Annotated in this window: 33 protein-coding genes; 3 read left to right on the top strand and 30 right to left on the bottom strand. The window is 63.7% G+C overall.

The genetic code is table 11. The annotated features are described in order from the left end of the window. The first annotated feature begins 32 nt into the window (after positions 1-32). On the top strand, positions 33-2,297 hold the full coding sequence (locus SPYCW_RS16425; RefSeq protein ID WP_120217714.1) for an NADP-dependent malic enzyme: 2,265 nt from the start codon (positions 33-35) through the stop codon (positions 2,295-2,297). Between the two features lie 159 nt (positions 2,298-2,456). Here the strand turns inward: SPYCW_RS16425 and SPYCW_RS16420 are convergent, their stop codons facing one another. Then, positions 2,457-2,942 (bottom strand): outer membrane protein assembly factor BamE, encoded by a 486-nt coding sequence (locus tag SPYCW_RS16420; protein ID WP_120217713.1) that lies wholly within the window; start codon positions 2,940-2,942, stop codon positions 2,457-2,459. A 182-nt stretch (positions 2,943-3,124) separates the two neighbouring features. Here SPYCW_RS16420 and SPYCW_RS16415 point away from each other — a divergent pair, with 182 nt between their 5' ends. Next, the gene (locus SPYCW_RS16415) at positions 3,125-3,655 is read left to right on the top strand and encodes a ubiquinol-cytochrome C chaperone family protein (RefSeq protein ID WP_120217712.1); all 531 of its coding nucleotides are present in this window, start codon (positions 3,125-3,127) and stop codon (positions 3,653-3,655) included. Continuing rightward, positions 3,652-4,182, top strand: coding sequence for a YceD family protein (locus tag SPYCW_RS16410; protein WP_120217711.1), 531 nt, complete (start codon positions 3,652-3,654; stop codon positions 4,180-4,182). Before SPYCW_RS16415 ends, SPYCW_RS16410 begins: the two co-directional genes overlap by 4 nt. A 127-nt stretch (positions 4,183-4,309) precedes the next feature. On the opposite strand, the gene SPYCW_RS16405 is transcribed toward SPYCW_RS16410, so the two are convergent. The 29 genes from SPYCW_RS16405 to rpsL form a co-directional block, all read right to left on the bottom strand. Then, complete coding sequence (locus SPYCW_RS16405) at positions 4,310-5,011, bottom strand: hypothetical protein (RefSeq protein WP_120217710.1); 702 nt, start codon at positions 5,009-5,011, stop codon at positions 4,310-4,312. 48 nt (positions 5,012-5,059) lie between these two features. After that, positions 5,060-5,719 (bottom strand): adenylate kinase, encoded by a 660-nt coding sequence (locus SPYCW_RS16400; RefSeq protein ID WP_171005197.1) that lies wholly within the window; start codon positions 5,717-5,719, stop codon positions 5,060-5,062. A 48-nt stretch (positions 5,720-5,767) separates the two neighbouring features. Continuing rightward, positions 5,768-7,141, bottom strand: a complete 1,374-nt coding sequence (gene secY / locus SPYCW_RS16395) for a preprotein translocase subunit SecY (protein ID WP_120217709.1) — start codon at positions 7,139-7,141, stop codon at positions 5,768-5,770. Between the two features lie 220 nt (positions 7,142-7,361). Continuing rightward, the gene (rplO, locus tag SPYCW_RS16390; protein WP_120217708.1) at positions 7,362-7,886 is read right to left on the bottom strand and encodes a 50S ribosomal protein L15; all 525 of its coding nucleotides are present in this window, start codon (positions 7,884-7,886) and stop codon (positions 7,362-7,364) included. A gap of 59 nt (positions 7,887-7,945) precedes the next feature. Continuing rightward, the gene (locus tag SPYCW_RS16385; protein WP_067180143.1) at positions 7,946-8,152 is read right to left on the bottom strand and encodes a DUF1737 domain-containing protein; all 207 of its coding nucleotides are present in this window, start codon (positions 8,150-8,152) and stop codon (positions 7,946-7,948) included. 7 nt (positions 8,153-8,159) lie between these two features. Continuing rightward, positions 8,160-8,345, bottom strand: a complete 186-nt coding sequence (gene rpmD / locus SPYCW_RS16380; protein WP_120217707.1) for a 50S ribosomal protein L30 — start codon at positions 8,343-8,345, stop codon at positions 8,160-8,162. 4 nt (positions 8,346-8,349) lie between these two features. Next, positions 8,350-9,042 (bottom strand): 30S ribosomal protein S5, encoded by a 693-nt coding sequence (gene rpsE, locus SPYCW_RS16375; RefSeq protein ID WP_120217706.1) that lies wholly within the window; start codon positions 9,040-9,042, stop codon positions 8,350-8,352. A 1-nt stretch (position 9,043) separates the two neighbouring features. Beyond that, positions 9,044-9,397: a 50S ribosomal protein L18 gene (gene rplR / locus SPYCW_RS16370; RefSeq protein ID WP_120217705.1), complete on the bottom strand. Its 354-nt coding sequence runs from the start codon at positions 9,395-9,397 to the stop codon at positions 9,044-9,046. A gap of 3 nt (positions 9,398-9,400) precedes the next feature. Then, positions 9,401-9,934 (bottom strand): 50S ribosomal protein L6, encoded by a 534-nt coding sequence (rplF, locus tag SPYCW_RS16365; RefSeq protein WP_120217704.1) that lies wholly within the window; start codon positions 9,932-9,934, stop codon positions 9,401-9,403. After that, positions 9,934-10,338 (bottom strand): 30S ribosomal protein S8, encoded by a 405-nt coding sequence (gene rpsH / locus SPYCW_RS16360; RefSeq protein ID WP_120217703.1) that lies wholly within the window; start codon positions 10,336-10,338, stop codon positions 9,934-9,936. Before rpsH ends, rplF begins: the two co-directional genes overlap by 1 nt. Before the next feature lie 12 nt (positions 10,339-10,350). Then, the gene (gene rpsN / locus SPYCW_RS16355; RefSeq protein ID WP_120217702.1) at positions 10,351-10,656 is read right to left on the bottom strand and encodes a 30S ribosomal protein S14; all 306 of its coding nucleotides are present in this window, start codon (positions 10,654-10,656) and stop codon (positions 10,351-10,353) included. A 52-nt stretch (positions 10,657-10,708) separates the two neighbouring features. Beyond that, positions 10,709-11,287 carry a 50S ribosomal protein L5 gene (gene rplE, locus SPYCW_RS16350; protein ID WP_120217701.1) on the bottom strand — a complete coding sequence of 193 codons (579 nt, stop codon included), beginning with the start codon at positions 11,285-11,287 and terminating at the stop codon, positions 10,709-10,711. Continuing rightward, positions 11,280-11,597: a 50S ribosomal protein L24 gene (gene rplX / locus SPYCW_RS16345; protein ID WP_120217700.1), complete on the bottom strand. Its 318-nt coding sequence runs from the start codon at positions 11,595-11,597 to the stop codon at positions 11,280-11,282. The genes rplE and rplX overlap by 8 nt, the downstream gene beginning before the upstream one ends. Before the next feature lie 2 nt (positions 11,598-11,599). Beyond that, positions 11,600-11,968 carry a 50S ribosomal protein L14 gene (gene rplN / locus SPYCW_RS16340; RefSeq protein WP_120217699.1) on the bottom strand — a complete coding sequence of 123 codons (369 nt, stop codon included), beginning with the start codon at positions 11,966-11,968 and terminating at the stop codon, positions 11,600-11,602. Between the two features lie 60 nt (positions 11,969-12,028). Further along, positions 12,029-12,310, bottom strand: coding sequence for a 30S ribosomal protein S17 (rpsQ, locus tag SPYCW_RS16335; protein WP_120217698.1), 282 nt, complete (start codon positions 12,308-12,310; stop codon positions 12,029-12,031). An 11-nt stretch (positions 12,311-12,321) separates the two neighbouring features. Next, positions 12,322-12,525 (bottom strand): 50S ribosomal protein L29, encoded by a 204-nt coding sequence (rpmC, locus tag SPYCW_RS16330; protein ID WP_120217697.1) that lies wholly within the window; start codon positions 12,523-12,525, stop codon positions 12,322-12,324. 5 nt (positions 12,526-12,530) lie between these two features. Then, positions 12,531-12,962: a 50S ribosomal protein L16 gene (gene rplP / locus SPYCW_RS16325; RefSeq protein ID WP_011543081.1), complete on the bottom strand. Its 432-nt coding sequence runs from the start codon at positions 12,960-12,962 to the stop codon at positions 12,531-12,533. 11 nt (positions 12,963-12,973) lie between these two features. After that, on the bottom strand, positions 12,974-13,681 hold the full coding sequence (rpsC, locus tag SPYCW_RS16320) for a 30S ribosomal protein S3 (RefSeq protein ID WP_120217696.1): 708 nt from the start codon (positions 13,679-13,681) through the stop codon (positions 12,974-12,976). 1 nt (position 13,682) lies between these two features. Beyond that, positions 13,683-14,063: a 50S ribosomal protein L22 gene (rplV, locus tag SPYCW_RS16315; protein ID WP_011543083.1), complete on the bottom strand. Its 381-nt coding sequence runs from the start codon at positions 14,061-14,063 to the stop codon at positions 13,683-13,685. After that, positions 14,063-14,338 carry a 30S ribosomal protein S19 gene (gene rpsS / locus SPYCW_RS16310; RefSeq protein ID WP_037556370.1) on the bottom strand — a complete coding sequence of 92 codons (276 nt, stop codon included), beginning with the start codon at positions 14,336-14,338 and terminating at the stop codon, positions 14,063-14,065. The genes rplV and rpsS overlap by 1 nt, the downstream gene beginning before the upstream one ends. Positions 14,339-14,341: 3 nt before the next feature. Next, complete coding sequence (rplB, locus tag SPYCW_RS16305) at positions 14,342-15,178, bottom strand: 50S ribosomal protein L2 (RefSeq protein WP_120217695.1); 837 nt, start codon at positions 15,176-15,178, stop codon at positions 14,342-14,344. 21 nt (positions 15,179-15,199) lie between these two features. Further along, the gene (locus tag SPYCW_RS16300; RefSeq protein WP_058806667.1) at positions 15,200-15,508 is read right to left on the bottom strand and encodes a 50S ribosomal protein L23; all 309 of its coding nucleotides are present in this window, start codon (positions 15,506-15,508) and stop codon (positions 15,200-15,202) included. Next, on the bottom strand, positions 15,501-16,127 hold the full coding sequence (rplD, locus tag SPYCW_RS16295; protein WP_120217694.1) for a 50S ribosomal protein L4: 627 nt from the start codon (positions 16,125-16,127) through the stop codon (positions 15,501-15,503). Before rplD ends, SPYCW_RS16300 begins: the two co-directional genes overlap by 8 nt. 2 nt (positions 16,128-16,129) lie before the next feature. Continuing rightward, positions 16,130-16,906: a 50S ribosomal protein L3 gene (rplC, locus tag SPYCW_RS16290; RefSeq protein ID WP_120218361.1), complete on the bottom strand. Its 777-nt coding sequence runs from the start codon at positions 16,904-16,906 to the stop codon at positions 16,130-16,132. A 298-nt stretch (positions 16,907-17,204) separates the two neighbouring features. Next, positions 17,205-17,516, bottom strand: a complete 312-nt coding sequence (rpsJ, locus tag SPYCW_RS16285; RefSeq protein ID WP_011543089.1) for a 30S ribosomal protein S10 — start codon at positions 17,514-17,516, stop codon at positions 17,205-17,207. Between the two features lie 147 nt (positions 17,517-17,663). Beyond that, positions 17,664-18,857: an elongation factor Tu gene (gene tuf, locus SPYCW_RS16280; protein ID WP_120217693.1), complete on the bottom strand. Its 1,194-nt coding sequence runs from the start codon at positions 18,855-18,857 to the stop codon at positions 17,664-17,666. Between the two features lie 119 nt (positions 18,858-18,976). Then, on the bottom strand, positions 18,977-21,070 hold the full coding sequence (gene fusA / locus SPYCW_RS16275) for an elongation factor G (protein ID WP_120217692.1): 2,094 nt from the start codon (positions 21,068-21,070) through the stop codon (positions 18,977-18,979). A 104-nt stretch (positions 21,071-21,174) separates the two neighbouring features. Beyond that, entirely contained in the window at positions 21,175-21,645 is a 471-nt protein-coding gene (gene rpsG, locus SPYCW_RS16270) for a 30S ribosomal protein S7 (RefSeq protein WP_033074359.1), read from the bottom strand. A gap of 73 nt (positions 21,646-21,718) precedes the next feature. Next, positions 21,719-22,090: a 30S ribosomal protein S12 gene (rpsL, locus tag SPYCW_RS16265; RefSeq protein ID WP_058805196.1), complete on the bottom strand. Its 372-nt coding sequence runs from the start codon at positions 22,088-22,090 to the stop codon at positions 21,719-21,721. Positions 22,091-22,166 lie beyond the last annotated feature (76 nt).

Genomic DNA, 22,166 nt, shown 5'->3' with positions numbered 1-22,166 from the left:
CGCGTCTGATGCGATTGAATAGGGGATAGATGATGGACAGCGGCAGCAAGGTGCAGTTTTCGGACCGCGAGGCGTTGCTTTACCATGAATATGGACGCCCCGGGAAAATCGAGATCGTCGCGTCGAAGCCGATGGCGACGCAGCGCGATTTGAGCCTTGCCTATTCGCCCGGCGTCGCGGTGCCGGTGAAGGCGATCGCCGAAGATCCCGCCAAGGCCTATGACTATACGATCAAGGGCAATCTGGTCGCGGTGATTTCCAACGGAACCGCGATCCTGGGGCTCGGCAATCTCGGCGCGCTCGCCTCGAAGCCGGTGATGGAAGGCAAGGCGGTGCTGTTCAAGCGCTTTGCCGACGTCGATTCGATCGACCTTGAGGTCGATACCGAAGATCCGCAGCGCTTCATCGAGGCGGTCGAGCTGCTCGCGCCAAGCTTTGGCGGCATCAACCTCGAAGATATTGCCGCGCCCAACTGCTTCATCATCGAGGCCGCGCTGAAAGAGCGCATGAACATCCCGGTGTTTCACGACGACCAGCACGGCACCGCGATCATCACCGCGGCGGGGCTGATCAACGCCTGTTACCTGACCGGGCGCGACCTTTCGACGGTCAAGGTCGTCGTCAACGGCGCGGGGGCGGCGGCGATCGCGTGCACCGCGCTGATCAAGGCGATGGGCGTCCGGCACGAAAATGTCATCATGTGCGACCGCAAGGGTACCATCTATCAGGGCCGCACCGAAGGCATGGACCAGTGGAAATCGGCGCACGCCGTGCCGACCGAGGCGCGCGACCTAACCGAAGCGCTCGTCGGCGCCGACGTGTTCCTGGGCCTCTCCGCCGCCGGCGCGCTGAAGCCCGAGATGGTCAAGGATATGGCGCCCGCGCCGATCATCTTTGCGATGGCGAACCCCGATCCCGAAATCTCGCCGCCGGATGCCCGTGCAGCAAGACCCGACGCGATCATCGCGACGGGGCGGTCGGACTATCCGAACCAGGTCAACAATGTGCTCTGCTTCCCCTTCATCTTCCGCGGCGCGCTCGACGTCCATGCGACCGCGATCAACGAGGAAATGAAGATCGCAGCTGCATACGCCATTGCCGACCTTGCGCGCCAGCAGGTGCCCGAAGAAGTCGCCGCGGCCTATGGCGGGCGCGCGTCGAGCTTTGGCCCCGAATATATCATCCCCTCGCCCTTCGACCCGCGGCTGATGGAAATCGTGCCCGCGGCGGTCGCCAAGGCGGCGATGGAGACGGGGGTTGCGCAGCGGCCGATCGCCGATCTCGACGCCTATCGCACGTCCTTGCGCGCGCGGCTCAACCCGACGACCTCGGTGCTCACGCTCGCCTATGAAGCCGCGCGCAACAATCCGAAGCGCGTCGTCTTTGCCGAGGGCGAGGAAGAAACGGTGCTGCGCGCCGCGATCCAGTTCCGCGACGGCGGGTACGGCACGCCGGTGCTTGTCGGGCGCGAAGGGCTGCACGAGAAGCTGCGCGCGATGGGCGTCGCCGACGCGGAGAGTTTCGAGGTGCACAACAGCGTCAATTCACCGCACGTCCCCGCGATGGTCGACATGCTCTATGAGCGGCTCCAGCGGCGCGGATATTTGCGCCGCGACGTCGAGCGCATGGTCAACCGCGACCGCAATATCTTTGGCTCGCTGCTGCTGAAAATGGGGCTGGGCGATACGATGATCACCGGCACGACGCGTACCTATTCGCAGACGATGCGCGAAATCCGCCGCGTGATTGACCATGCCGAGGGCAAGACGCCGTTCGGTATTCATGTGCTCGTCGACCAGCATCACACGATCTTCATGGCCGACACGACGGTCAACGAGCGGCCGACCGCCGAAATGCTCGCCGATATCGCCGAGCGCACCGCGCAGGTCGCGCGGCGCATGGGCCACGAACCGCGCGTCGCTTTCCTGTCCTATTCGACCTTCGGCAACCCCGAGGGGAGCTGGCTCGAGAATATCCGCGAGGCGGTGGCGATCCTTGACCGGCGCCAGCCGGCGTTCGAATATGAAGGCGAAATGGCGCCCGACGTCGCGCTGAACGCCAAGGTGATGAAAAACTACCCCTTCTGCCGCCTGTCGGGCCCCGCGAATGTGCTGGTCATGCCGGGGCTGCAATCGGCGAACCTGTCGGCAAAGCTGCTGCGCGAGCTCGGTGGCGGCGCGGTGATCGGGCCGATGCTGGTGGGGATGGAGCATCCGGTGCAGGTCGCGACGATGGCATCGACCGCGTCGGACCTGGTCACGCTCGCGGTGCTCGCGGCGGGCGGAATCGCGCAGTAATTTCTAATGTTCCTCCCTGTGGCGCAGCCATGGGGAGGTGGCAGCGCGAAGCGCTGACGGAGGGGCTTTGGCGCGACGTCGCCGCCCCTCCACCACTCGCCTCCGGCGAGCGGTCCCCCTCCCCATCGCTACGCGACAGGGAGGATTAAAGCATAAAGATTACTGCCCGCTGGGCGCCCCCGCGCCCGGTGCGCCGACCGCGCCGATATTGCCGAAAATATCTTCGAAGAAGCTGCGTTCGCGGCCCAGCGTCGGGGTCTTGTCGCCTTCAGGGCTGATCTTGCTCACCAACTCCAGTCCGGTGCGGTCGACCGCGGCGACATTGCCCGCGGCGTCGAAGCGGACGCGCAGCACCTGCTGGTCGACCGGGCGCGGCTTGGCGAAGGCGAGCTGGCGCGTTTCGCGCGAGACATAATAATATTCATTGTCACTGAACTGGCCGACGAAGGTCGGACGGCCGAGCGTCTTTTCGACCGATTCGCGGTTGTCGACGCCGGGGGTGATCGCGGTGGTCAGCAGCGGATCGACGACATAGCCCTGTCGGCCCTTGAGCTGCGCGCAGCCGCTGGCGGTCAGCGCGACGGCAAGTCCAAGAACGATCAGGCGCGCGCGCGGAGCGGCAGACGAAAGCTTGAAATTCGGCATCTATAATCTCCGTTGCGCCTGTCGCGGCCTTTGCCAGCGGTCGGCGCTCGCTCTCGCGCCTCTTAACCGCAAGCAGATGCGGCGCACAAGCTGCTTGTGGCGCGGCGAAGCTTGCCAGAAGCTGACCGTGCGGCGGACCGGCGCCCCTTTTCGGCGGCACGAATTGCGCCTAAGCGGTGGGCATGTTCTCGCTCCGCAAACTCTTCCGTTCGCAGCCCGACCCGCGCGAGGCGCGTCGCCCGCTGTGGAACGCCGTCGTCGCCGCCGCGCGCGCGCCGCACTGGTATGCTGAGGGCCTGGTCCCAGACACGCTCGACGGGCGTTTCGACATGGTCAGCCTGGTCCTCGCGCTCGTCCTCCACCGGATCGACGACGATCCCGCACAGGCGCGCGCCGGGGTCGAACTAACCGAATTGTTCGTCACCGACATGGACGGCCAGATGCGCCAGATCGGGTTTGGCGACATGGTGGTCGGCAAGCAGATCGGCCGGATGGTCGGGGCGCTGGGCGGGCGATTGGGCGTTTATCGTGCCGCCGACGGGTCGGAGGAGCTCCGCGCCGCGCTGGTCCGCAATCTGTGGCGCGGTAGCGCACCCGATGCGGCGGGGCTGGCGCATGTGATGGCCGAAGTCGCCAAGCTGCGCGCGGCGTTGACAGCAACCCCGGTGGCCGAGCTGATCGTCGCGGACCGGCTGGGCGGAGCGACGGCGTGAGCGCGGCGAGCGAATTTTCGCTGGCCCTGACGCTGGCCGATGCGGCGCAGGGGCGCGCCGTGGCGGTCGAAGCCGATGCCGAGGCGCGCGCGCGAATCGCAAAGCGACTGGGGTTGATCGCGGTCGATCATTTTTTCCTCACCGCCGAAATCCGGTCCGTTGCGGGCGGAATCGGCGCCAAGGGGGCGGTGCGCGCGACCATCGTCCAGTCGTGCGCCGCGACCGGGCTGCCCGTTCCGGCGACGGTGGACGAACCGTTCGATCTGCGTTTCCTGCGCGATGTCGACGCGCCGGTCGACGCCGAGGAAGAGATTGAGATCAGCAGCGAGGATTGCGACCTGCTGCCGCTCGAAGGCGATCGCATCGACCTGGGCGAGGCCGCGGTGCAGACGCTGTCGCTCGCGCTCGACCCCTTTCCGCGCCACCCCGACGCCGACCGGATTCTCGCGGAGAAGGGCGTGCTGAGCGAAGAGGCGGCGGGGCCGTTTGCGGCGCTGGCCAGGCTGCGCGGAACGCCGGACGCTTAGCGCCGACCCATTCATCTCAAACCGTTCGTGCTGAGCTTGTCGAAGCACTGGTCTTCTTGCGGCGCCAAAAGAAAGGGCGGCCCTTCGACAAGCTCAGGGCAAACGGGTCAAAATTTGGCCTACGTGCTTAGCGCCCGCCTTCGGGCTCGGCCTTCGGCGTCTCATCGACCAGATCGGCGACCGCGGCGTCGAGGCCCGGCTCATCCTCAGCGGGCGGGGTTTCGGCGGCGGGCTTGGCAGCCGCTTCGGCCGCAGTAGCAGCCTTTTCCTCGCGGCTCGGTGGCAGCGCGCCGCCGAGCGCATTCGCCAGTCCGATCAATTGCTCGCCGATCACCTTGTCGACCGCGGGCGCGATGTCGGCGACCTTGAAGCGCATATAGCCGCCGACGACATAGTCGAAGCGCAGCGCGCTGCCAGTGGGGGTGGCCTTGATCTGGATCGTCAACGTGCCGTTCAGCGCTTCGCCCTGCAGCGGACCGAAGGCGCCCGACAGGCGGAGCAGCTGGCCGGGCTTGGAAAACAGCACGCGCGCATGCTGGACGCTGCCAACCCCGGCGCCGGTGTCGGGCAATTTTTCACAGAAGCAGCCGCCCGCCTGCGAATCGAGCCAGAAGTTCGCGGCGTCGCCGGACCAGCTGTGATCTTTCGACCACCAGTTTTGCGGCATACGCAGCATTTTCCACACGTCGGCGGGGGTCGCGGCGACCTGGGCGGCGTGCGCGACGGTGAAGCCGGCCTCGCTCTGGTCGACGACCTTGGCAGTCGCGGCGGGCGCAAAGGTCAGCGCCGCAATCATCGTGGCGCCTGCGAAATATCCGGAAATTGCCATCAGCCTGTCCCCCCTTGGTGCCTCAATAACCGGCGCCGAGGGAGCTGACTAGCCAGCAGGGGCGAGGATCGCCTCGATCGCGTCGTTGACCTGATCGATCGGCGCCATCCCGTCGACCCGCGTCACGATGCCGCGCGCCTCATAGATCGGCAGGATCGGTGCGGTCTTGGCGCGATATTCGGCCATGCGGGTGCGCACGGTTTCTTCATTGTCGTCGGGGCGGCGCTTGAAGTCGTGGCTGCCGCAAACGTCGCAAACATCGGCCACCTTGGGGAGCTTGTAACGGTCGTGATAGCCGGCGCCGCAATTGCCGCACGAAAAGCGTCCGGTGATGCGGTCGACGAGCGCGTCTTCCTCGACCAGCAGCTCGATGACATGATCGAGCTTGCGGCCGCGGTCCGACAGGATCTTGTCCAGCGCGTCGGCCTGCGCGGCGGTGCGCGGATAGCCGTCGAAGATCACCGAGGTTTCGTTGCCGAGCGCATCGAGCCGTTCACCGATCAGCCCCGAGACGATTTCGTCCGACACCAGCTCGCCCGCGTCCATCACCGCCTTGGCCTGGACGCCGATCGGGGTTCCCGCCTTGACCGCCGCGCGCAGCATGTCGCCGGTCGACAGCTGAACCATGCCATGCTCGTCCTCGAGCCGCACCGCCTGCGTTCCCTTGCCCGCTCCCGGCGGACCGAGCAAAATGATATTCAGCGTCATGGAAGCCCCTGTTGCCTCTGCCGTGTCGCAGTTGCCGTAGCGGGCGCTTTAGCGCCGCGCAACGCCGCCTTTCAATTTCGCCTTTTTGATCAGGTCGCCATATTGATGCGCGAGCATGTGGCTCTGGATCTGGCTGATCGTGTCGATCGTCACGTTGACGATGATCAGCAGGCTGGTGCCGCCGAGCGCGAAGGGAAGCCCCGATTGCGCGATGAAATATTCGGGGACCAGACAGATCGCCGCCAGATAGGCCGCCCCCAGCACGGTGATGCGGGTCAAGACATGGTCGAGATAGGCGGCGGTATTCTTGCCGGGGCGGATGCCGGGGATGAAGCCGTTCTGACGCTTCAGATTGTCCGCGGTTTCTTCGGGGTTGAAGACGACCGCGACATAGAAGAAGCAGAAGAAGATGATACCCGCGGCATAGAGCGCCATGTAGAGCGGCTGACCGTGCGCCAGATACTGGTTCAGCGTGATCAGGAAATCGCCCATCGCGGTATCGCCCTGGACATTATTGCCCATCATCTGGGTGATCGTCAGCGGCATCAGCAAAAGCGACGAGGCAAAGATCGGCGGGATGACGCCCGCAGTGTTGACCTTGAGCGGCAGATGGCTGCGGTCGGCCTGCATCCCGCCGCGCTGCGTCGCGCGCTTGGGATATTGGACGAGCACGCGGCGCTGGGCGCGTTCCATGAAGGCGATGAAGGCGATGACGAGGATGGCGCCCGCGAACACCGCGACCACCGTGCCGCCGCCCATCGATCCTTCGCGGACCTGGGTGAACATCTGGGCAAAGCTGCGCGGCAGCTGGGCGAGGATGCCCGCCATGATGATCAGCGACACGCCATTGCCGATCCCGCGCGCGGTGATCTGCTCACCAAGCCACATCAGGAACAAGGTACCGCCGACGATGCTGATCACCGCGCCGATCCGGAACATCATGCCCGGATCGACCACTGCGGCGATGCCCTGGCTGGCGCCGAGGGTTTCGAGACCGACGGCGATGAAATAGCCCTGGATCGCGGTCAGGAACACGGTGCCATAGCGGGTATATTGGTTGAGCTTCTTGCGCCCGCTTTCGCCCTCTTTCTTGAGCGCGGCGAGGCTGGGCGACAGGGCTGCCGCGAGCTGCACCACGATGGACGCGGTGATGTAGGGCATGACGCCGAGCGCGATGATGCTCATGCGCTCCAGGCTGCCGCCCGAGAAGGTGTTGAAGATGTCGAGGACGCCGCCCGATGCCGCCTGGCTGTAGAGCGTCGACAGCGCGACCGGATCGACGCCGGGCAGCGGGACGAACGACAGGAAGCGGAAGACGATCAGCGCGCCGATCGTGAACCAGATGCGGTTCTTGAGTTCGGTCGCCTGACCGAATTTCGAGAAATTGAGGTTGGAAGCAAGCTGGTCGGCGCGAGAGGCCATGGGTAGTTTCCTCGAGGATATTCCGGACCGCGCCCCCCGCGACCCGGCGCCTATGTGCGTTCGCCGGTCACGAAGCGCAAGGGGAAAGGCCTATTTTGCAACGCAGCTGGTCGATACCGGCTGCTTCATCCGTTCGTGTCGAGCGAAGTCGGGACACGAACGGGGATAGGGTGTGTTCAAATGACAAAGGGCGGTTCCGGAGGAGCCGCCCTTGTCTGAATTATTCGGCCTTGGCTTTGGCCCGACGCTGGGCCTTCTTGCCTTCGGGCGCCGCTTCCTTGACTTCGGGAAGTTCGACCTTGCCACCGGCCTTTTCGACCGCTTCGATCGCGCCCTTCGACGCACCGGCGACCGCGAAGTTCAGCTTGGCGGTAAATTCGCCCTTGGCGAGGAGGCGGACGCCGTCCTTGCCGCCGCGCGCCACGCCAGCGGCCTTGAGCGCGGCGTGATCGACAACAGCCTTGGCATCCAGCTTCTTCGCGTCGACGAGCTTCTGGATCATGCCCAGATTGACGATCGCAAAGTCCTTGCCGAAGATGTTGTTGAAGCCGCGCTTCGGGATGCGCATGTGAAGCGGCATCTGGCCGCCTTCGAAGCCGTTGATCGCGACGCCGCTGCGGGCCTTCTGACCCTTTTGGCCGCGGCCGGCGGTCTTGCCCTTGCCCGAGCCGATGCCGCGTCCGACGCGCATGCGGCCCTTGCGGGCGCCGTTGTTGTCACGAAGTTCGTTAAGCTTGATCGTCATGTTGCACTCGCTTTCGCTGTGGTCGCGCTATGGACTGCCGTTTTTCCGAGGAAAGACGTTCAGTCCGGTTCAATTTCACTCGATGGCTGAAAACCGGGATAGGGTCCGGCCTTTTCCATCACAATGGCCTGGGCGACATAGCCGCGGCCATCGACTTGGGTGATCGAGGGGCTGCCATGAAGCTGCCACCCCCGGTTGAGCAATCCTTCGACCCGCGCGCAAAAGGCGCTGTCGTCGGGACCGGTCAACAGGCGGTAGAGCTTCATCGCGCCTTTAGCCCTCGACGACTTCCACCATGTGCGGAAGCTTGCGGATCATGCCGCGCACTTCGGGGGTGTCGACCAGTTCGACCTCGCGGTGCATCTTGCCGAGGCCGAGGCCCGTCAGGATGGCGCGCTGGCCCTTGGGACGACGGATCGGCGAACCGATCTGGCGGATCTTGATCTTCTTGTCGGCCATGATCTTACTCCGTCACCGCTGCCGCTTCGGCTTCGGCTGCCCGGTCGGATGCACCGCCGCGCTTGATCAGATCCGACACCTTCTTGCCGCGACGCTGCGCGACCGACTTGGGGCTGGTCTGTTCGCCGAGCGCCTCAAAGGTCGCACGGATCATGTTATAGGGGTTCGAGGTGCCGTTCGACTTGGTCACAACGTCGGCCACGCCCAGCGATTCGAACACGGCGCGCATCGGACCACCGGCGATGATGCCGGTCCCCGCGGGTGCCGAACGCACGGTCACCAGACCGGCGCCGAAATGACCGCGGCCATCATGGTGCAGCGTGCGGCCATCGCGCAGCGGAACGCGAATCATCGCCTTCTTCGCGGCAGCGGTCGCCTTCGAAATGGCTTCGGGCACTTCGCGCGCCTTGCCATGACCGAAACCGGCGCGGCCCTTGCCGTCGCCAACAACGACGAGCGCGGCGAAACCGAAGCGCTTGCCGCCCTTCACGGTCTTCGAAACGCGGTTGATGTGGACGAGCTTTTCGATCAGCTCTTCGCCACCATCCTCGTCGCGCGGGCGACGGTCGTCGCGGCGACCACGGCCACCTTCACGACCACCGCGGCCACCGTCGCGGCCGCCACGGCCACGGCGCGGCGCGCCGGTGTTTTCGGTCGCTTCGACAGCGCCTTCGGCGTTCTGTACTTCGTCAGCCATATTAGAACTCCAATCCGCCTTCGCGAGCCGCGTCGGCCAGCGCCTTGATGCGCCCGTGGAACAGGAAACCGCCGCGGTCGAACACGACCTGGGTCACGCCGGCCTTTTTCGCGGCAGCGGCGAGGCGCTTGCCAACGTCGGCAGCCGCCGCGGTGGTCGCGCCGGTCTTGCCGCGGACATCCTTGTCCAGCGTCGAGGCGGCAGCCAGCGTCTGGCCGGCGGCATCATCGATAAGCTGGGCATAGATATGCCGGCCCGAACGGTGCACCGACAGGCGCGCGCGCCCACCAGCCCGCTTGCGAAGGGCAGTACGAACGCGCTGGCGGCGTTTTTCGAATGGGGTAAGATGTGCCATGGCTTACTTCTTCTTGCCTTCTTTGCGGAAGATGTACTCGCCGCGATATTTGATGCCCTTGCCCTTATAGGGCTCCGGCTTGCGCCAACGGCGGATTTCCGCCGCGACCTGACCGACCTTCTGCTTGTCGATGCCGCTGATCTCGATCGTCGTATTGTCCGGCGTCTTGATCTCGATGCCTTCGGGCACCGCAAAATCGACATCATGGCTGTAGCCAAGCTGCAGCTTCAGCGTCTTGCCCTGCGAGTTGGCGCGATAGCCGACACCGGTGATTTCGAGCACCTTGGTGAAACCTTCGGTCACACCGGTGACCAGGTTCTGCACCAGGGTGCGCTGCATGCCCCAGAACGCGCGCGCTTCGCGAGTTGCGTTCGCGGGCTGCACCGAGATGCTGCCTTCGCCGACTTCATAATTGATGAGGTCGGAAAGCGGCATCGCGAGGGTGCCCTTGGGACCCTTCACCGACAGCTGGCCGCCGTCGATCGCGGCGGTGACACCGCCGGGGATCGCTACTGCCTTTTTACCAATGCGCGACATCAGAACACCTCCGCCAGCACTTCGCCGCCGACATTTTGCTCGCGGGCTTCGGCGTCCGACAGGACGCCGCGCGGGGTCGACACGATGGTGATGCCGAGGCCGTTGCGCACGATCGGCAGGTCCTTCGACCCCGAATAGATGCGGCGGCCCGGCTTCGAAACGCGCGCCACATGGCGGATCGCCGGCTGCCCTTCGAAATATTTCAGCTCGATGCGGATGCCCTTGTGCTCGCCCTTGGCGCCCAGCGCTTCTTCGCTGTAACCGCGGATATAGCCTTCGCGCTGCAGAACATCGAGAACGCGGACGCGCAGGGTCGACGCCGGCGTCAGGACGCTGTCCTTCTTCGCCGTCTGGCCGTTGCGGATGCGGGTGAGCATATCACCCAAAGGATCGGTCATTGCCATCTTGTCAGTCCCTTACCAGCTCGACTTAACAACACCGGGGATCAGGCCCTTGTTGGCCAGATCGCGGAGCTGAATACGGCACAGCCGGAATTTGCGATAATAAGCGCGCGGGCGGCCCGTCATCTCGCACCGGTTACGGATGCGGGTCGGGTTACCATTGCGCGGGATTTCCGCCATCTTGAGGCGCGCGATCAGACGCTCGCCATCGTCGAGCGAGGTGTCCGCAGCAATCGCCTTCAGCTTCGCATAACGGCCGGCATATTTCTTCACCAGCTGCTTGCGACGCTCATTTTTGTTCGTCGAACTCAGTTTCGCCATGACTTAAGTTCTCTTTCCTTCTTGAAAGAGCCGGCCTGGTCCCGTCGGGGACTCAGGCGGCTGCCTTTTCTTCGGCTGCGATCGGGAACGGGAAGCCGAACAGCTTGAGCAGTTCGCGGGCTTCGTCGTCGGTACGCGCCGTGGTGGTCACGATCACATCCATGCCGCGCACCTGGTCGATGCGGTCATAGTTGATTTCGGGGAAGATGATCTGCTCTTTCAGGCCCATGGCATAGTTGCCACGACCGTCGAAGCTGGTCGCCGACACGCCGCGGAAGTCGCGGATGCGCGGCATTGCGATCGTGATCAGGCGATCGAGGAATTCATACATGCGTTCGCGGCGCAGGGTGACCTTGCAACCGATCGGCATGCCTTCGCGCAGCTTGAACTGTGCGATCGACTTCTTCGCCTTGGTCACGACGGGCTTCTGGCCGGCGATGAGTTCCATCTCGGCAGCGGCCGCTTCGACCTTCTTCTTGTCCTGCGTGGCTTCGCCGACGCCCATGTTGAGCGTGATCTTTTCGATCTTCGGCACTTCCATCGCATTCTTGTAACCGAATTTTTCGGTCATCGCCTTGACGATCACATCGTCGTAGCGCTTGCGCATGCGGGGGGTGTAATTGTCAGCCACTGATGGTCTCCCCGGACTTCACGGCGACACGCACCTTCTTGCCGTCCTTGGTTTCAAAACGCACGCGCGTCGGCTTGCCGGTCTTGGGATCGGCCAGCGCAACCTTGCTCGCGAACAGCGGCGCTTCCTTGCGTTCCAGGCCACCCTGCGGGTTGGTCTGGCTCGGCTTGCGGTGCCGCGTGATGATGTTGACGCCCGCGACGACAACCTTGCCGTCTTTCGGCAGGCTCTGCGTCACTTCGCCGGTCTTGCCCTTGTCCTTGCCGGACAGGATGACAACCGTGTCGCCCTTCTTGATCTTGTTGGCCATGGTCAGAGCACCTCCGGCGCCAGGCTGATGATCTTCATATAGCCACGGCCGCGCAGTTCGCGAACGACGGGGCCAAAGATACGCGTGCCGATCGGCTCTTCATTTTTGTTGACGAGCACGGCGGCGTTGGTGTCGAAACGGATCACCGAACCGTCGGCGCGGCGCACATCCTTGCGGGTGCGGACGATGACGGCGCGATGCACGTCACCCTTCTTCACCTTGCCGCGCGGCTGGGCTTCCTTGATCGACACGACGATGACGTCGCCGACGCCGGCGGTGCGGCGCTTCGATCCGCCCAGCACCTTGATGCACTGGACGCGTTTGGCACCGCTGTTGTCAGCGACTTCCAATTGTGACTGCATCTGAATCATCGATGCACTTCCTTCTCTTTTGGCCTACCGGGCAACCCCGGCGGTTCCGTGAAACTCAGCTCAGGCGTCAGCAGCGGGAGCCGTCGGGCTCTGGGGCTTGCTGTGGGTGTCGACCTTGTCGAGCACCTTCCACGTCTTGAGCTTCGAAATCGGCTTCGTTTCCTCGATGCGGACGGTTTCGCCAGCCTTGATGGCATTGTCCTCATCATGGGCGTGATATTTTTTCGAGCGGCGGATGATCTTGCCGTACAGAGGGTGCTTCACCTTCCGTTCGACCTTCACCACGACGGTCTTGTCGCCCTTGTCGGACACCACCGTACCGGTCAGAATGCGCTTCGGCATCGATAGTCTCCTTACTTCGCGGCCGAGCGCGCGCGCTCGGTCTGCTGCGTCTTGATGCGGGCGATCGAACGCCGGACTTCCTTGACGCGCGATGCTTTTTCAAGCTGGCCGGTGGCCGCCTGGAAGCGGAGGTTGAACGCCTCACGCTTCAGTTCGCCAAGCTGTTCCGACAGTTGGTCGTCGGTCTTGGCCTTGAAATCTTCGGTCTTGGCCATGGCCCTTAACCCTCCAGGTGCGAGGTGTCGCCGAGACGGGCGATCACCTTCGTCTTGATCGGCAGCTTCATCGCCGCGCGTTCGAACGCCAGCGCGGCCACCGGGCCGGGAACGCCGTCGAGTTCGAACAGGATGCGACCCGGCTTCACGCGCGCCGCCCAATATTCCGGCGAACCCTTGCCCTTACCCATGCGGACTTCGGCAGGCTTCGACGACACGGGGACGTCGGGGAAGATGCGGATCCACAAACGGCCCTGGCGCTTGATCGCACGGCTGATCGCACGGCGAGCCGCTTCGATCTGGCGCGCGGTGATGCGCTCGGGTTCCATCGCCTTCAGCCCGTAGGAGCCGAAGTTCAGGCTGGTGCCACCCTTGGCATTGCCGTGGATGCGGCCCTTGAAAGCCTTGCGGAACTTGGTTTTTTTCGGTTGCAACATGTCAGTTGTCCTTAGCGGCGATCTTCACGAGCCGGACGGACGCCGGTCGTCTGTGCATCGAGCATCAGACGGTCGGTCGCCATCGGGTCGTGGCCGAGAATCTCGCCCTTGAAGATCCACACCTTGATCCCGCACACGCCATAGGCGGTGTGCGCGGTCGATTCGGCATAGTCGACATTGGCGCGCAGCGTGTGCAGCGGCACCCGGCCTTCGCGGTACCATTCGGTGCGCGCGATTTCCGCGCCGCCGAGACGGCCGGCGCAGTTGATGCGGATGCCTTCGGCGCCCAGACGCATCGCCGACTGCACCGCGCGCTTCATCGCGCGGCGGAACGCGACGCGGCGTTCGAGCTGGTCGGCAATGCCCTGGCCGACGAGCTTGGCGTCGACTTCGGGCTTGCGGATTTCGACGATGTTCAGCGACACGTCGCTGCCCGTCAGTTCACCGAGCTTCTTGCGCAGCTTTTCAATGTCCGCGCCCTTCTTGCCGATGATGACGCCCGGGCGGGCGGCATAGATCGAAACGCGGCACAGTTTCGCCGGACGTTCGATCACGACCTTCGAGATCGCGGCCTGCGGCAGGGTCTTGAACACATATTGGCGGATCTTCAGATCCTCGACCAGCATGCGGCCATAGTCCTGGCCTTCGGCGAACCAGCGGCTGTCCCAGGTGCGGTTGACCTGCAGGCGCAGGCCGATCGGATTGCTCTTCTGGCCCATCTTACGCCTCTTCTTCCTGTTCGCGCACGACGATGCGGATGCGGCTGAACGGCTTGACGATCCGGGTCGACTTGCCGCGGCCACGCGCATGCCAGCGCTTCATCGACAGCGACTTGCCGACGCTCGCTTCCTTGACGACGAGCGCGTCGACGTCGAGGTTGTGGTTGTTTTCCGCGTTGGCGACGGCGCTGGCGAGAACCTTGCGCACGTCAACCGCCATCGCCTTCTTCGAGAAAGCGAGGACGTTCATCGCGTCTTCGACCTTGCGACCGCGGATCAGCGCGGCGACGAGGTTCAGCTTCTGCGCCGACCCGCGGATCTGCGTGCCGACCGACAGCGCCTCGTTATCCGCAACGCGGCGGGGGGACTTTTCCTTGCCCATTAGCGTTTGCCCTTCTTGTCAGCCGCGTGGCCGGGGAAGAAGCGCGTCGGCGCAAATTCACCCAACTTCATGCCGACCATGTCTTCGTTGACCGATACCGGCACGAACTTGCGGCCGTTATAGACGTTGAAGGTCAGCCCCACGAACTGCGGCAGGATGGTGGACCGGCGCGACCAGGTCTTGATCGGGGCAGAGCTGCCGCCGTCCTGGGCCGTTTCGGCTTTCTTGAGCAGATGGAGGTCCACAAAGGGACCCTTCCAGACCGAGCGAGCCATGGCTTACCTCTTCTTCTTCGCGTGACGCGACCGGATGATCATCTTGTCGGTCGACTTGTTGTGGCGGGTGCGGGCGCCCTTGGTCGGCTTGCCCCACGGGGTCACCGGATGACGGCCACCCGAGGTGCGGCCTTCACCACCACCATGCGGGTGATCGACCGGGTTCTTCGCAACACCGCGCGTCAGCGGGCGCTTGCCAAGCCAGCGGCTGCGACCGGCCTTGCCGATGTTGGTGTTCTGGTTGTCGGGGTTCGACACCGCGCCAACCGTACCCATGCACTCGCCGCGGATGTAGCGCTGCTCGCCCGAACCGAGACGCACGATCACCAGGCCGCGGTCGCGACCAACGACCTGGGCATAGGTGCCTGCCGAACGGGCGATCTGGCCACCCTTGCCCGGCTTCATCTCGATATTGTGGACGATCGTGCCGACCGGCATCTGCGACAATTCCATCGCATTGCCCGGCTTCACGTCGGTCTTCTTGCCCGCGACGATAGTGTCGCCGACCGCCAGACGCTGCGGCGCGAGGATATAGGCGAGTTCGCCGTCCTCATATTTCACCAGCGCGATGAAAGCGGTGCGGTTGGGGTCATATTCCAGACGTTCGACGGTGGCCGACATGTCCCACTTGCGACGCTTGAAGTCGATGAAGCGGTACTTCTGCTTGTGGCCGCCGGCGATGCCGCGCGAGGTCACATGACCCTTGTTGTTGCGACCGCCGGTCTTGCGCTTGCCTTCGGTCAGCGCCTTGACGGGCTTGCCCTTCCACAGCGCCGACTTGTCGACGAGGATCAGGCCGCGCTGTCCGGGGCTGGTTGGATTATAGGATTTAAGTGCCATTTTCTCTGCCTCTTCCTACAATCAGACGCCGGTCGTGACGTCGATCGACTGGCCTTCGGCCAGGCGAACGATCGCCTTCTTCACGTCGCTGCGGGTGTAGGGCTTGCCCTTCCAGCGCTTGGTCTTGCCCTTGGTGACGAGCGTGTTCACGCCGATCACCTTGACATCGAACAGCGCCTCGACGGCGGCCTTGATGGCGGGCTTGGTTGCGTCGTTCGCGACCTTGAACACCACCGCGTTGTTCTCGCTGAGCAGCGTCGACTTTTCGGTGATCACCGGAGCGAGGATCACGTCATAGTGACGCGCGTCGACTGTTTTTGCCTTAGCCATTGAAACGGGCCTCCAGCTTTTCGACCGCCGCGCGGGTCAGGACCAGCGTGTCGGCACGGATGATGTCATAGACGTTGGCGCCAGCCGCCGGCATCGAGTCGACACCGATCAGGTTGGCCGATGCCATGGCGAAGCTTTCATGGACCGCATCGCCATCGATGAAGAGAGCGCGGTTGCCGAGTTCGAGCTTGCCGAGCTTGCCGGCGAGCGCCTTGGTCTTGGCATCCTTGAGCTCGAGCGTGTCGAGAACGACGATCTTGCCGCCCTTCGCCTTGTCGCTCAATGCCATCTTCAGGCCGAGCGCGCGGATCTTCTTGTTCAGCGAGTGACCGAAGGTGCGGGCCCGGGGGCCGTGCGCCTTGCCACCGCCGATGAAGATCGGCGCCTTGCGATCGCCGTGACGCGCGGTACCGCCGCCCTTCTGGCGACCGAATTTCTTGCCGGTGCGCGACACATCGCTGCGTTCGCGGGCGGCGCGGGCCGGACCACGGCGCTTTTCGAGCTGCCATGCAACAACGCGGTGCAGGATGTCGGCGCGGGCGTCGACGCCGAACACATCGTCGTTGAGATCGATGTCGGTGCCGGCTTTACCGTCGAGGGTTTGAACCTTGACCTTCATGATCAGGACTCCTGTGCGCCGTCGGTGGTGGCGGTGTCGACCACGGTTTCTTCGACCGGGGTTTCGACCGGCGCATCAGCCGGGGCTTCGTGATTGGCGTTCGCGGCGCTCTTGATGCCCGCCGGATAGGGGGCTTCGGGGTGGCGCGGCAGCTTGACCGCATCGCGGACCATCAGCCAGCCGCCCTTCGAGCCAGGGACCGAGCCCTTGACGAAGAGAAGGCCGCGCTCGGCGTCGGTACGGACGATTTCGAGATTCTGCTGGGTGCGGTTGCGCGCGCCCATGTGACCGGCCATCTTCTTGTTCTTGAAGACGCGGCCCGGATCCTGGCGGTTACCGGTCGAGCCATGCGCACGGTGGCTGATCGAAACACCGTGGCTCGCGCGCATACCGCCGAAACCCCAGCGCTTCATCGCACCGGCAAAGCCCTTACCCTGGGTCACACCCTGGATGTCGACGATCTGGCCAGCGACGAAATGGTCGGCCGACAGTTCGGCGCCGACGTCGAGCGTCGCGTCGTCGGAGACGCGGAATTCGACGACCTTCGCCTTGGGTTCGACTTCGGCCTTGCCGAAAGCGCCACGCTGCGGCTTCGCAACATTCTTCGCCTTCGCCGAGCCGGCACCGAGCTGGACGGCAACATAGCCGTCGCGTTCTTGTTCGCGCACGGAAATGACCTGGCAGCCTTCGAGGCTCAGGACGGTGACGGGCACATGGCGGCCGTCGTCCTGAAACAGGCGGGTCATCCCCATTTTCTTCGCGATCACGCCAGTCCGCATGATCAATACTCCTCAACAGAGGCCGGGCGGACCATTCCGCACGGCTTGCGGGACCCATTGGGACATTGCCCCGACGGAACCCTCCCAGCCCAAATTTTGATGCATCGCCCCGTCCGGGCTGAGGTGCCGCCTTCCCGAAGGAGAAGCGGCGAGACGGGGGACGCAGCCCGGACCCTGATGCTTCGAAGAAGCGGTCCGGCGGTATCCACCCTATCGTCGGTCCGGATCACTCCGGACAAATGCAGCCACCGAAGCAGCTGCCGATAGAGACCCTCGCTATTGCGAGGGCTGCGTTGGCTTAGGCCAACTTGATTTCGACGTTCACGCCCGCGGCAAGGTCGAGCTTCATCAGCGCGTCGACCGTCTGCGGGGTGGGCTGCACGATGTCGAGCAGCCGCTTGTGGGTACGCACCTCGAACTGCTCGCGCGACTTCTTGTCGATGTGCGGGCCGCGGTTCACGGTGAATTTTTCAATGCGCGTCGGCAGCGGGATCGGGCCGCGAATAAGCGCTCCGGTACGACGCGCCGTGTCGGCGATGTCGGTGGTGGCCTGATCGAGCACGCGGTGATCAAAGGCCTTCAGGCGAATGCGAATATTCTGCGTTTCCATGACTGTTCCAGTCGAATCCCGTCTGACGATGCGAAAGAGCCGAAATGGCCTGTACCGGCCCCCTCGAGGAAGCCGGTCCGGCCATCAAAAATCTTTAAGCTACGAGCCGCGCGAATCGGTCCGAATCGCGCGGCTCGCGGCCCTATATTACTTTGTGATGGTCGCGACAACCCCTGCGCCGACCGTGCGGCCGCCTTCGCGAATCGCGAAGCGCAGACCCTGGTCCATGGCGATCGGGGCGATCAGCTTGACCGACAGCTGGACGTTGTCGCCCGGCATGACCATCTCGGTGCCCTCGGGGAGGATGACCTCGCCGGTGACGTCGGTGGTGCGGAAGTAGAACTGCGGACGATAGTTCGCAAAGAACGGCGTGTGACGGCCACCTTCGTCCTTCGACAGGACGTACACTTCCGAGGTGAACTCGGTGTGCGGGGTGATCGAGCCGGGCTTCGCCAGAACCTGGCCACGCTCGACTTCTTCACGGCCAACACCACGGATCAGCGCACCGATGTTGTCGCCAGCCTGGCCCTGGTCGAGCAGCTTGCGGAACATTTCGACGCCGGTGACGACGGTCTTCTTGGTGTCCTTGATGCCGACGATTTCGACTTCTTCACCAACCTTGACGATGCCGGTTTCGACGCGGCCGGTGACAACCGTACCACGACCCGAGATCGAGAACACGTCTTCGATCGGCATCAGGAAGGGCTTGTCGAGCGGACGTTCCGGCTGCGGGATCCATTCGTCAACGGCAGCCATCAGCTTCAGGATCGCGTCCTTGCCGATGTTGTCGTCGCGACCTTCGAGGGCGGCGAGCGCCGAACCCGGGATGATCGGAATATTGTCGCCGTCGAAGTCGCGCTTCGACAGTTCTTCGCGGATTTCCAGCTCGACGAGTTCGAGCAGCTCGGGATCGTCCAGCTGGTCGACCTTGTTGAGGAAGACGACCATGGTCGGAACGCCGACCTGCTTTGCGAGCAGGATGTGTTCCTTGGTCTGCGGCATCGGGCCGTCAGCGGCCGACACGACGAGGATCGCGCCGTCCATCTGGGCGGCACCGGTGATCATGTTCTTCACATAGTCGGCGTGGCCCGGGCAGTCGACGTGCGCATAGTGGCGGCCGTCGGTTTCATATTCGACGTGTGCGGTCGAAATGGTGATGCCGCGCTCGCGCTCTTCCGGAGCTTTGTCGATGTTCGCGAAGTCGACGGCGGCGTTGCCGGCGACGTTTTCGGCGAGCACCTTGGTGATCGCTGCGGTCAGCGAGGTCTTGCCATGGTCGACGTGACCGATGGTGCCGATGTTGCAGTGCGGCTTCGTCCGCTCAAATTTAGCCTTGGCCATGATGGTATAACCTTCTTGTTCAATGTTTGCGTTGATCAGTCCTGGACGAGCCTGCTGAATCAGGCGCCGCCCTTAGAGGGTCTTGCCGCGCGGTGCAAGCCCGCGCGGCTTCAACCCCATCAGGCCATCTTGGCCTTCACTTCTTCGGCGACGTTGGTCGGCACTTCTTCATAATGCGAGAATTGCATCGAGTAGCTTGCGCGACCCTGGCTGAAGCTGCGCAGCTGGTTCACATAACCGAACATGTTCGCCAGCGGCACGATCGCTTCGACGACCTGGGCGATACCCCGGCTGTCGGTGCCCTGAATCTGCCCGCGACGGCTGTTAAGGTCGCCGATCACGTCGCCCATGAATTCCTCAGGGGTAACGACTTCGACCTTCATCACCGGTTCGAGCAGCTTGATGCCGGCCTTTGCCGCCACTTCGCGCATCGCCGCACGGCCCGCGATTTCGAACGCCAGCGCCGACGAGTCGACGTCGTGATACGCGCCGTCCGTGAGCTTGATTTCGAAGTCGATGATCGGGAAGCCGATCATATGACCGTTTTCGGCCGACTCGCGCATGCCCTTTTCGACCGACGGGATATATTCGCGCGGAATGTTACCGCCCTTGATCTCGTCGATGAAGGTGATGCCCGCGCCGCGTTCGCCCGGCGAAACGGTGACCTTGACGCGGCCGAACTGGCCCGAGCCGCCCGACTGCTTCTTGTGGGTATAGTCGACGTCGACCGCCTTCGCGAGCGATTCGCGGTACGCCACCTGCGGCGCGCCGACGTTCGCTTCGACCTTGAACTCGCGCTTCATGCGATCGACGAGGATGTCGAGGTGAAGCTCGCCCATGCCCTTGATGATCGTCTGGCCCGATTCATGGTCGGTCGACACGCGGAACGAGGGATCCTCGGCGGCCAGGCGGTTGAGCGCGATGCCCATGCGTTCCTGGTCGGCCTTGGTCTTCGGTTCCACCGACAGCTCGATCACCGGCTCGGGGAATTCCATCCGCTCGAGGATGATCGGCGCGTTGGTCGCGCAGAGCGTGTCCCCGGTGGTGGTTTCCTTGAGGCCGGCCAGCGCAACGATGTCGCCCGCATAGGCTTCTTCGATGTCTTCGCGGCTGTTCGCATGCATCAGCAGCATGCGGCCAACCTTTTCCTTCTTGTCCTTCACCGAGTTCAGATACGTGCCCTTATTGAGCGTACCCGAATAGATGCGCGCGAAGGTGAGCGAGCCGACGAACGGGTCGTTCATGATCTTGAACGCGAGCAGCGACAACGGCGCCGCGTCCGACGTCTCACGCGAGTCGGGCTGGTCGGTGTCGGGGTTGATCCCCTGAACGTCGGGAATGTCGAGCGGCGAAGGCAGATAGTCGACAACCGCGTCGAGCAGCGTCTGGACGCCCTTGTTCTTGAACGCCGAACCGCAAAGGACCGGAACGAACGCCTGCGCCAGCGTCCCCTTGCGGATCAGCTTCTTGAGCGTCGCGACGTCGGGGACGGTGCCGTCGAGATAGGCTTCCATCGCCTCGTCGTCCTGTTCGACGGCGAGTTCGACGAGCTTTTCGCGATATTCGGCAGCCTTGTCGGCGAGGTCGGCGGGGATGTCTTCATAGAAGAATTCGGCGCCGAGGCTTTCGTCCTTCCAGATGATCGCGCGTTCGTTGACGAGGTCGACGAGCCCCTTGAAGCCGCCTTCCGAACCGATCGGCAGATACAGCACAGCCGGGGTCGCGCCGAGGCGATCGATGATCGTCTGGACGCAATAATAGAAATCGGCGCCGGTGCGGTCGAGCTTGTTGATGAAGCACATCCGCGGAACCTTGTACTTGTCCGCCTGGCGCCACACGGTTTCCGACTGCGGCTCAACGCCGGCAACGCCGTCGAACGCGGTGATCGCGCCGTCGAGCACGCGCAGCGAGCGCTCGACTTCGATGGTGAAGTCGACGTGGCCGGGGGTGTCGATGATGTTCAGGCGGTGTTCCGGACCCTGACCTTCGTCGGCTTTCCACAGGCAGGTGGTGGCGGCCGACGTGATCGTGATGCCGCGTTCCTGCTCCTGCTCCATCCAGTCCATCGTCGCAGCGCCGTCATGGACTTCGCCGATCTTGTAGGACTTGCCGGTGTAGTAAAGGATACGCTCGGTCGTGGTGGTCTTGCCGGCGTCGATGTGCGCCATGATACCGAAATTGCGATAGCGTTCGAGCGGATGGCTGCGTGCCATGGTCTTTTCCTTGGATTTGGGGGGAGGCCTTTGGAGCCACCCCCGATATAGGAACGATTGTTACGATTGCGAGACGTCCCCTTACGCAGGGAGCGCCCCCGCAATTACCAGCGGTAGTGGCTGAAAGCGCGGTTGGCTTCGGCCATGCGATGCGTGTCTTCGCGCTTCTTGACCGCATTGCCGCGGTTGTTCGACGCGTCGAGCAGTTCGCCCGACAGACGTGCGGCCATCGTGGTTTCGCTGCGGTTGCGCGCGGCGGTGATCAGCCAGCGGATCGCGAGCGCCTGCGCGCGGTCGGGGCGGACTTCGACCGGAACCTGATAGGTCGCACCACCGACGCGGCGGCTGCGGACTTCAATGTTCGGGCGGATGTTCGCGAGCGCTTCGTGGAACACGCCGAGCGGTTCCTTCTTGGCGCGGGCTTCGACCGATTCGAGCGCACCGTAAACGATGCTTTCGGCAACGGACTTTTTCCCGTCCAGCATGACGCTGTTCATGAATTTCGACAGCACGACATCCCCGAAACGGGGATCGGGCAGGATTTCGCGGCGTTCAGGACGACGACGACGAGCCATGGGTAATTCCTTTTACAACAGCATCCCGGCGCATTGGCGGCTCGGGATGATCAAATAGCCGAAAAAGCGGTCCTTACTTCGGACGCTTCGCGCCGTACTTCGAACGGCTCTGCTTGCGGTCCTTCACACCCTGCGTATCGAGCACGCCGCGCAGGACGTGGTAACGCACACCGGGAAGGTCGCGGACACGACCGCCGCGGATCAGCACAACGCTGTGTTCCTGGAGGTTGTGGCCTTCGCCGGGGATGTAGGTGATGACTTCGCGGCTGTTGGTCAGGCGGACCTTCGCAACCTTGCGGAGCGCCGAGTTCGGCTTTTTCGGGGTCGTCGTATAGACACGGGTGCAAACGCCGCGCTTCTGCGGGTTCGCGTCCATCGCCGGGACTTTGGACTTCACCTTCTGGGGAGTCCGGCCCTTGCGGACCAGCTGGTTGATCGTGGGCATGAATGCTTCACCTTTACATGTCCGCCCATCGGGGCGAACGGTTACTGTACCGCGGTGGATGAAGCATCGGTCCGAA

The organism is Sphingopyxis sp. EG6 (assembly GCF_003609815.1).
GTDB lineage: Bacteria > Pseudomonadota > Alphaproteobacteria > Sphingomonadales > Sphingomonadaceae > Sphingopyxis.
This window is presented reverse-complemented; position numbering and strand designations above follow the sequence as displayed.

Bases quoted from the DNA above. Each gene is read 5' to 3' on its own strand.
- SPYCW_RS16425 (WP_120217714.1), top strand. From the start codon at position 33: ATGGACAGCGGCAGCAAGGTGCAGTTTTCGGACCGCGAGGCGTTGCTT.
- SPYCW_RS16420 (WP_120217713.1), bottom strand. From the start codon at position 2,942: ATGCCGAATTTCAAGCTTTCGTCTGCCGCTCCGCGCGCGCGCCTGATC.
- SPYCW_RS16415 (WP_120217712.1), top strand. From the start codon at position 3,125: ATGTTCTCGCTCCGCAAACTCTTCCGTTCGCAGCCCGACCCGCGCGAG.
- SPYCW_RS16405 (WP_120217710.1), bottom strand. From the start codon at position 5,011: ATGGCAATTTCCGGATATTTCGCAGGCGCCACGATGATTGCGGCGCTG.
- SPYCW_RS16400 (WP_171005197.1), bottom strand. From the start codon at position 5,719: ATGACGCTGAATATCATTTTGCTCGGTCCGCCGGGAGCGGGCAAGGGA.
- secY (WP_120217709.1), bottom strand. From the start codon at position 7,141: ATGGCCTCTCGCGCCGACCAGCTTGCTTCCAACCTCAATTTCTCGAAA.
- rplO (WP_120217708.1), bottom strand. From the start codon at position 7,886: ATGACGATCAAGCTTAACGAACTTCGTGACAACAACGGCGCCCGCAAG.
- SPYCW_RS16385 (WP_067180143.1), bottom strand. From the start codon at position 8,152: ATGAAGCTCTACCGCCTGTTGACCGGTCCCGACGACAGCGCCTTTTGC.
- rpmD (WP_120217707.1), bottom strand. From the start codon at position 8,345: ATGGCCGACAAGAAGATCAAGATCCGCCAGATCGGTTCGCCGATCCGT.
- rpsE (WP_120217706.1), bottom strand. From the start codon at position 9,042: ATGGCTGACGAAGTACAGAACGCCGAAGGCGCTGTCGAAGCGACCGAA.
- rplR (WP_120217705.1), bottom strand. From the start codon at position 9,397: ATGGCACATCTTACCCCATTCGAAAAACGCCGCCAGCGCGTTCGTACT.
- rplF (WP_120217704.1), bottom strand. From the start codon at position 9,934: ATGTCGCGCATTGGTAAAAAGGCAGTAGCGATCCCCGGCGGTGTCACC.
- rpsH (WP_120217703.1), bottom strand. From the start codon at position 10,338: ATGGCAATGACCGATCCTTTGGGTGATATGCTCACCCGCATCCGCAAC.
- rpsN (WP_120217702.1), bottom strand. From the start codon at position 10,656: ATGGCGAAACTGAGTTCGACGAACAAAAATGAGCGTCGCAAGCAGCTG.
- rplX (WP_120217700.1), bottom strand. From the start codon at position 11,597: ATGGCCAACAAGATCAAGAAGGGCGACACGGTTGTCATCCTGTCCGGC.
- rplN (WP_120217699.1), bottom strand. From the start codon at position 11,968: ATGATTCAGATGCAGTCACAATTGGAAGTCGCTGACAACAGCGGTGCC.
- rpsQ (WP_120217698.1), bottom strand. From the start codon at position 12,310: ATGCCGAAGCGCATTCTGACCGGTACGGTGGTGTCCGACAAGGGCGAC.
- rpmC (WP_120217697.1), bottom strand. From the start codon at position 12,525: ATGGCCAAGACCGAAGATTTCAAGGCCAAGACCGACGACCAACTGTCG.
- rplP (WP_011543081.1), bottom strand. From the start codon at position 12,962: ATGTTGCAACCGAAAAAAACCAAGTTCCGCAAGGCTTTCAAGGGCCGC.
- rpsC (WP_120217696.1), bottom strand. From the start codon at position 13,681: ATGGGCCAGAAGAGCAATCCGATCGGCCTGCGCCTGCAGGTCAACCGC.
- rplV (WP_011543083.1), bottom strand. From the start codon at position 14,063: ATGGGCAAGGAAAAGTCCCCCCGCCGCGTTGCGGATAACGAGGCGCTG.
- rpsS (WP_037556370.1), bottom strand. From the start codon at position 14,338: ATGGCTCGCTCGGTCTGGAAGGGTCCCTTTGTGGACCTCCATCTGCTC.
- rplB (WP_120217695.1), bottom strand. From the start codon at position 15,178: ATGGCACTTAAATCCTATAATCCAACCAGCCCCGGACAGCGCGGCCTG.
- SPYCW_RS16300 (WP_058806667.1), bottom strand. From the start codon at position 15,508: ATGGCTAAGGCAAAAACAGTCGACGCGCGTCACTATGACGTGATCCTC.
- rplD (WP_120217694.1), bottom strand. From the start codon at position 16,127: ATGAAGGTCAAGGTTCAAACCCTCGACGGTAAAGCCGGCACCGACATC.
- rplC (WP_120218361.1), bottom strand. From the start codon at position 16,906: ATGCGGACTGGCGTGATCGCGAAGAAAATGGGGATGACCCGCCTGTTT.
- rpsJ (WP_011543089.1), bottom strand. From the start codon at position 17,516: ATGGAAACGCAGAATATTCGCATTCGCCTGAAGGCCTTTGATCACCGC.
- tuf (WP_120217693.1), bottom strand. From the start codon at position 18,857: ATGGCCAAGGCTAAATTTGAGCGGACGAAGCCGCACTGCAACATCGGC.
- fusA (WP_120217692.1), bottom strand. From the start codon at position 21,070: ATGGCACGCAGCCATCCGCTCGAACGCTATCGCAATTTCGGTATCATG.
- rpsG (WP_033074359.1), bottom strand. From the start codon at position 21,645: ATGGCTCGTCGTCGTCGTCCTGAACGCCGCGAAATCCTGCCCGATCCC.
- rpsL (WP_058805196.1), bottom strand. From the start codon at position 22,090: ATGCCCACGATCAACCAGCTGGTCCGCAAGGGCCGGACTCCCCAGAAG.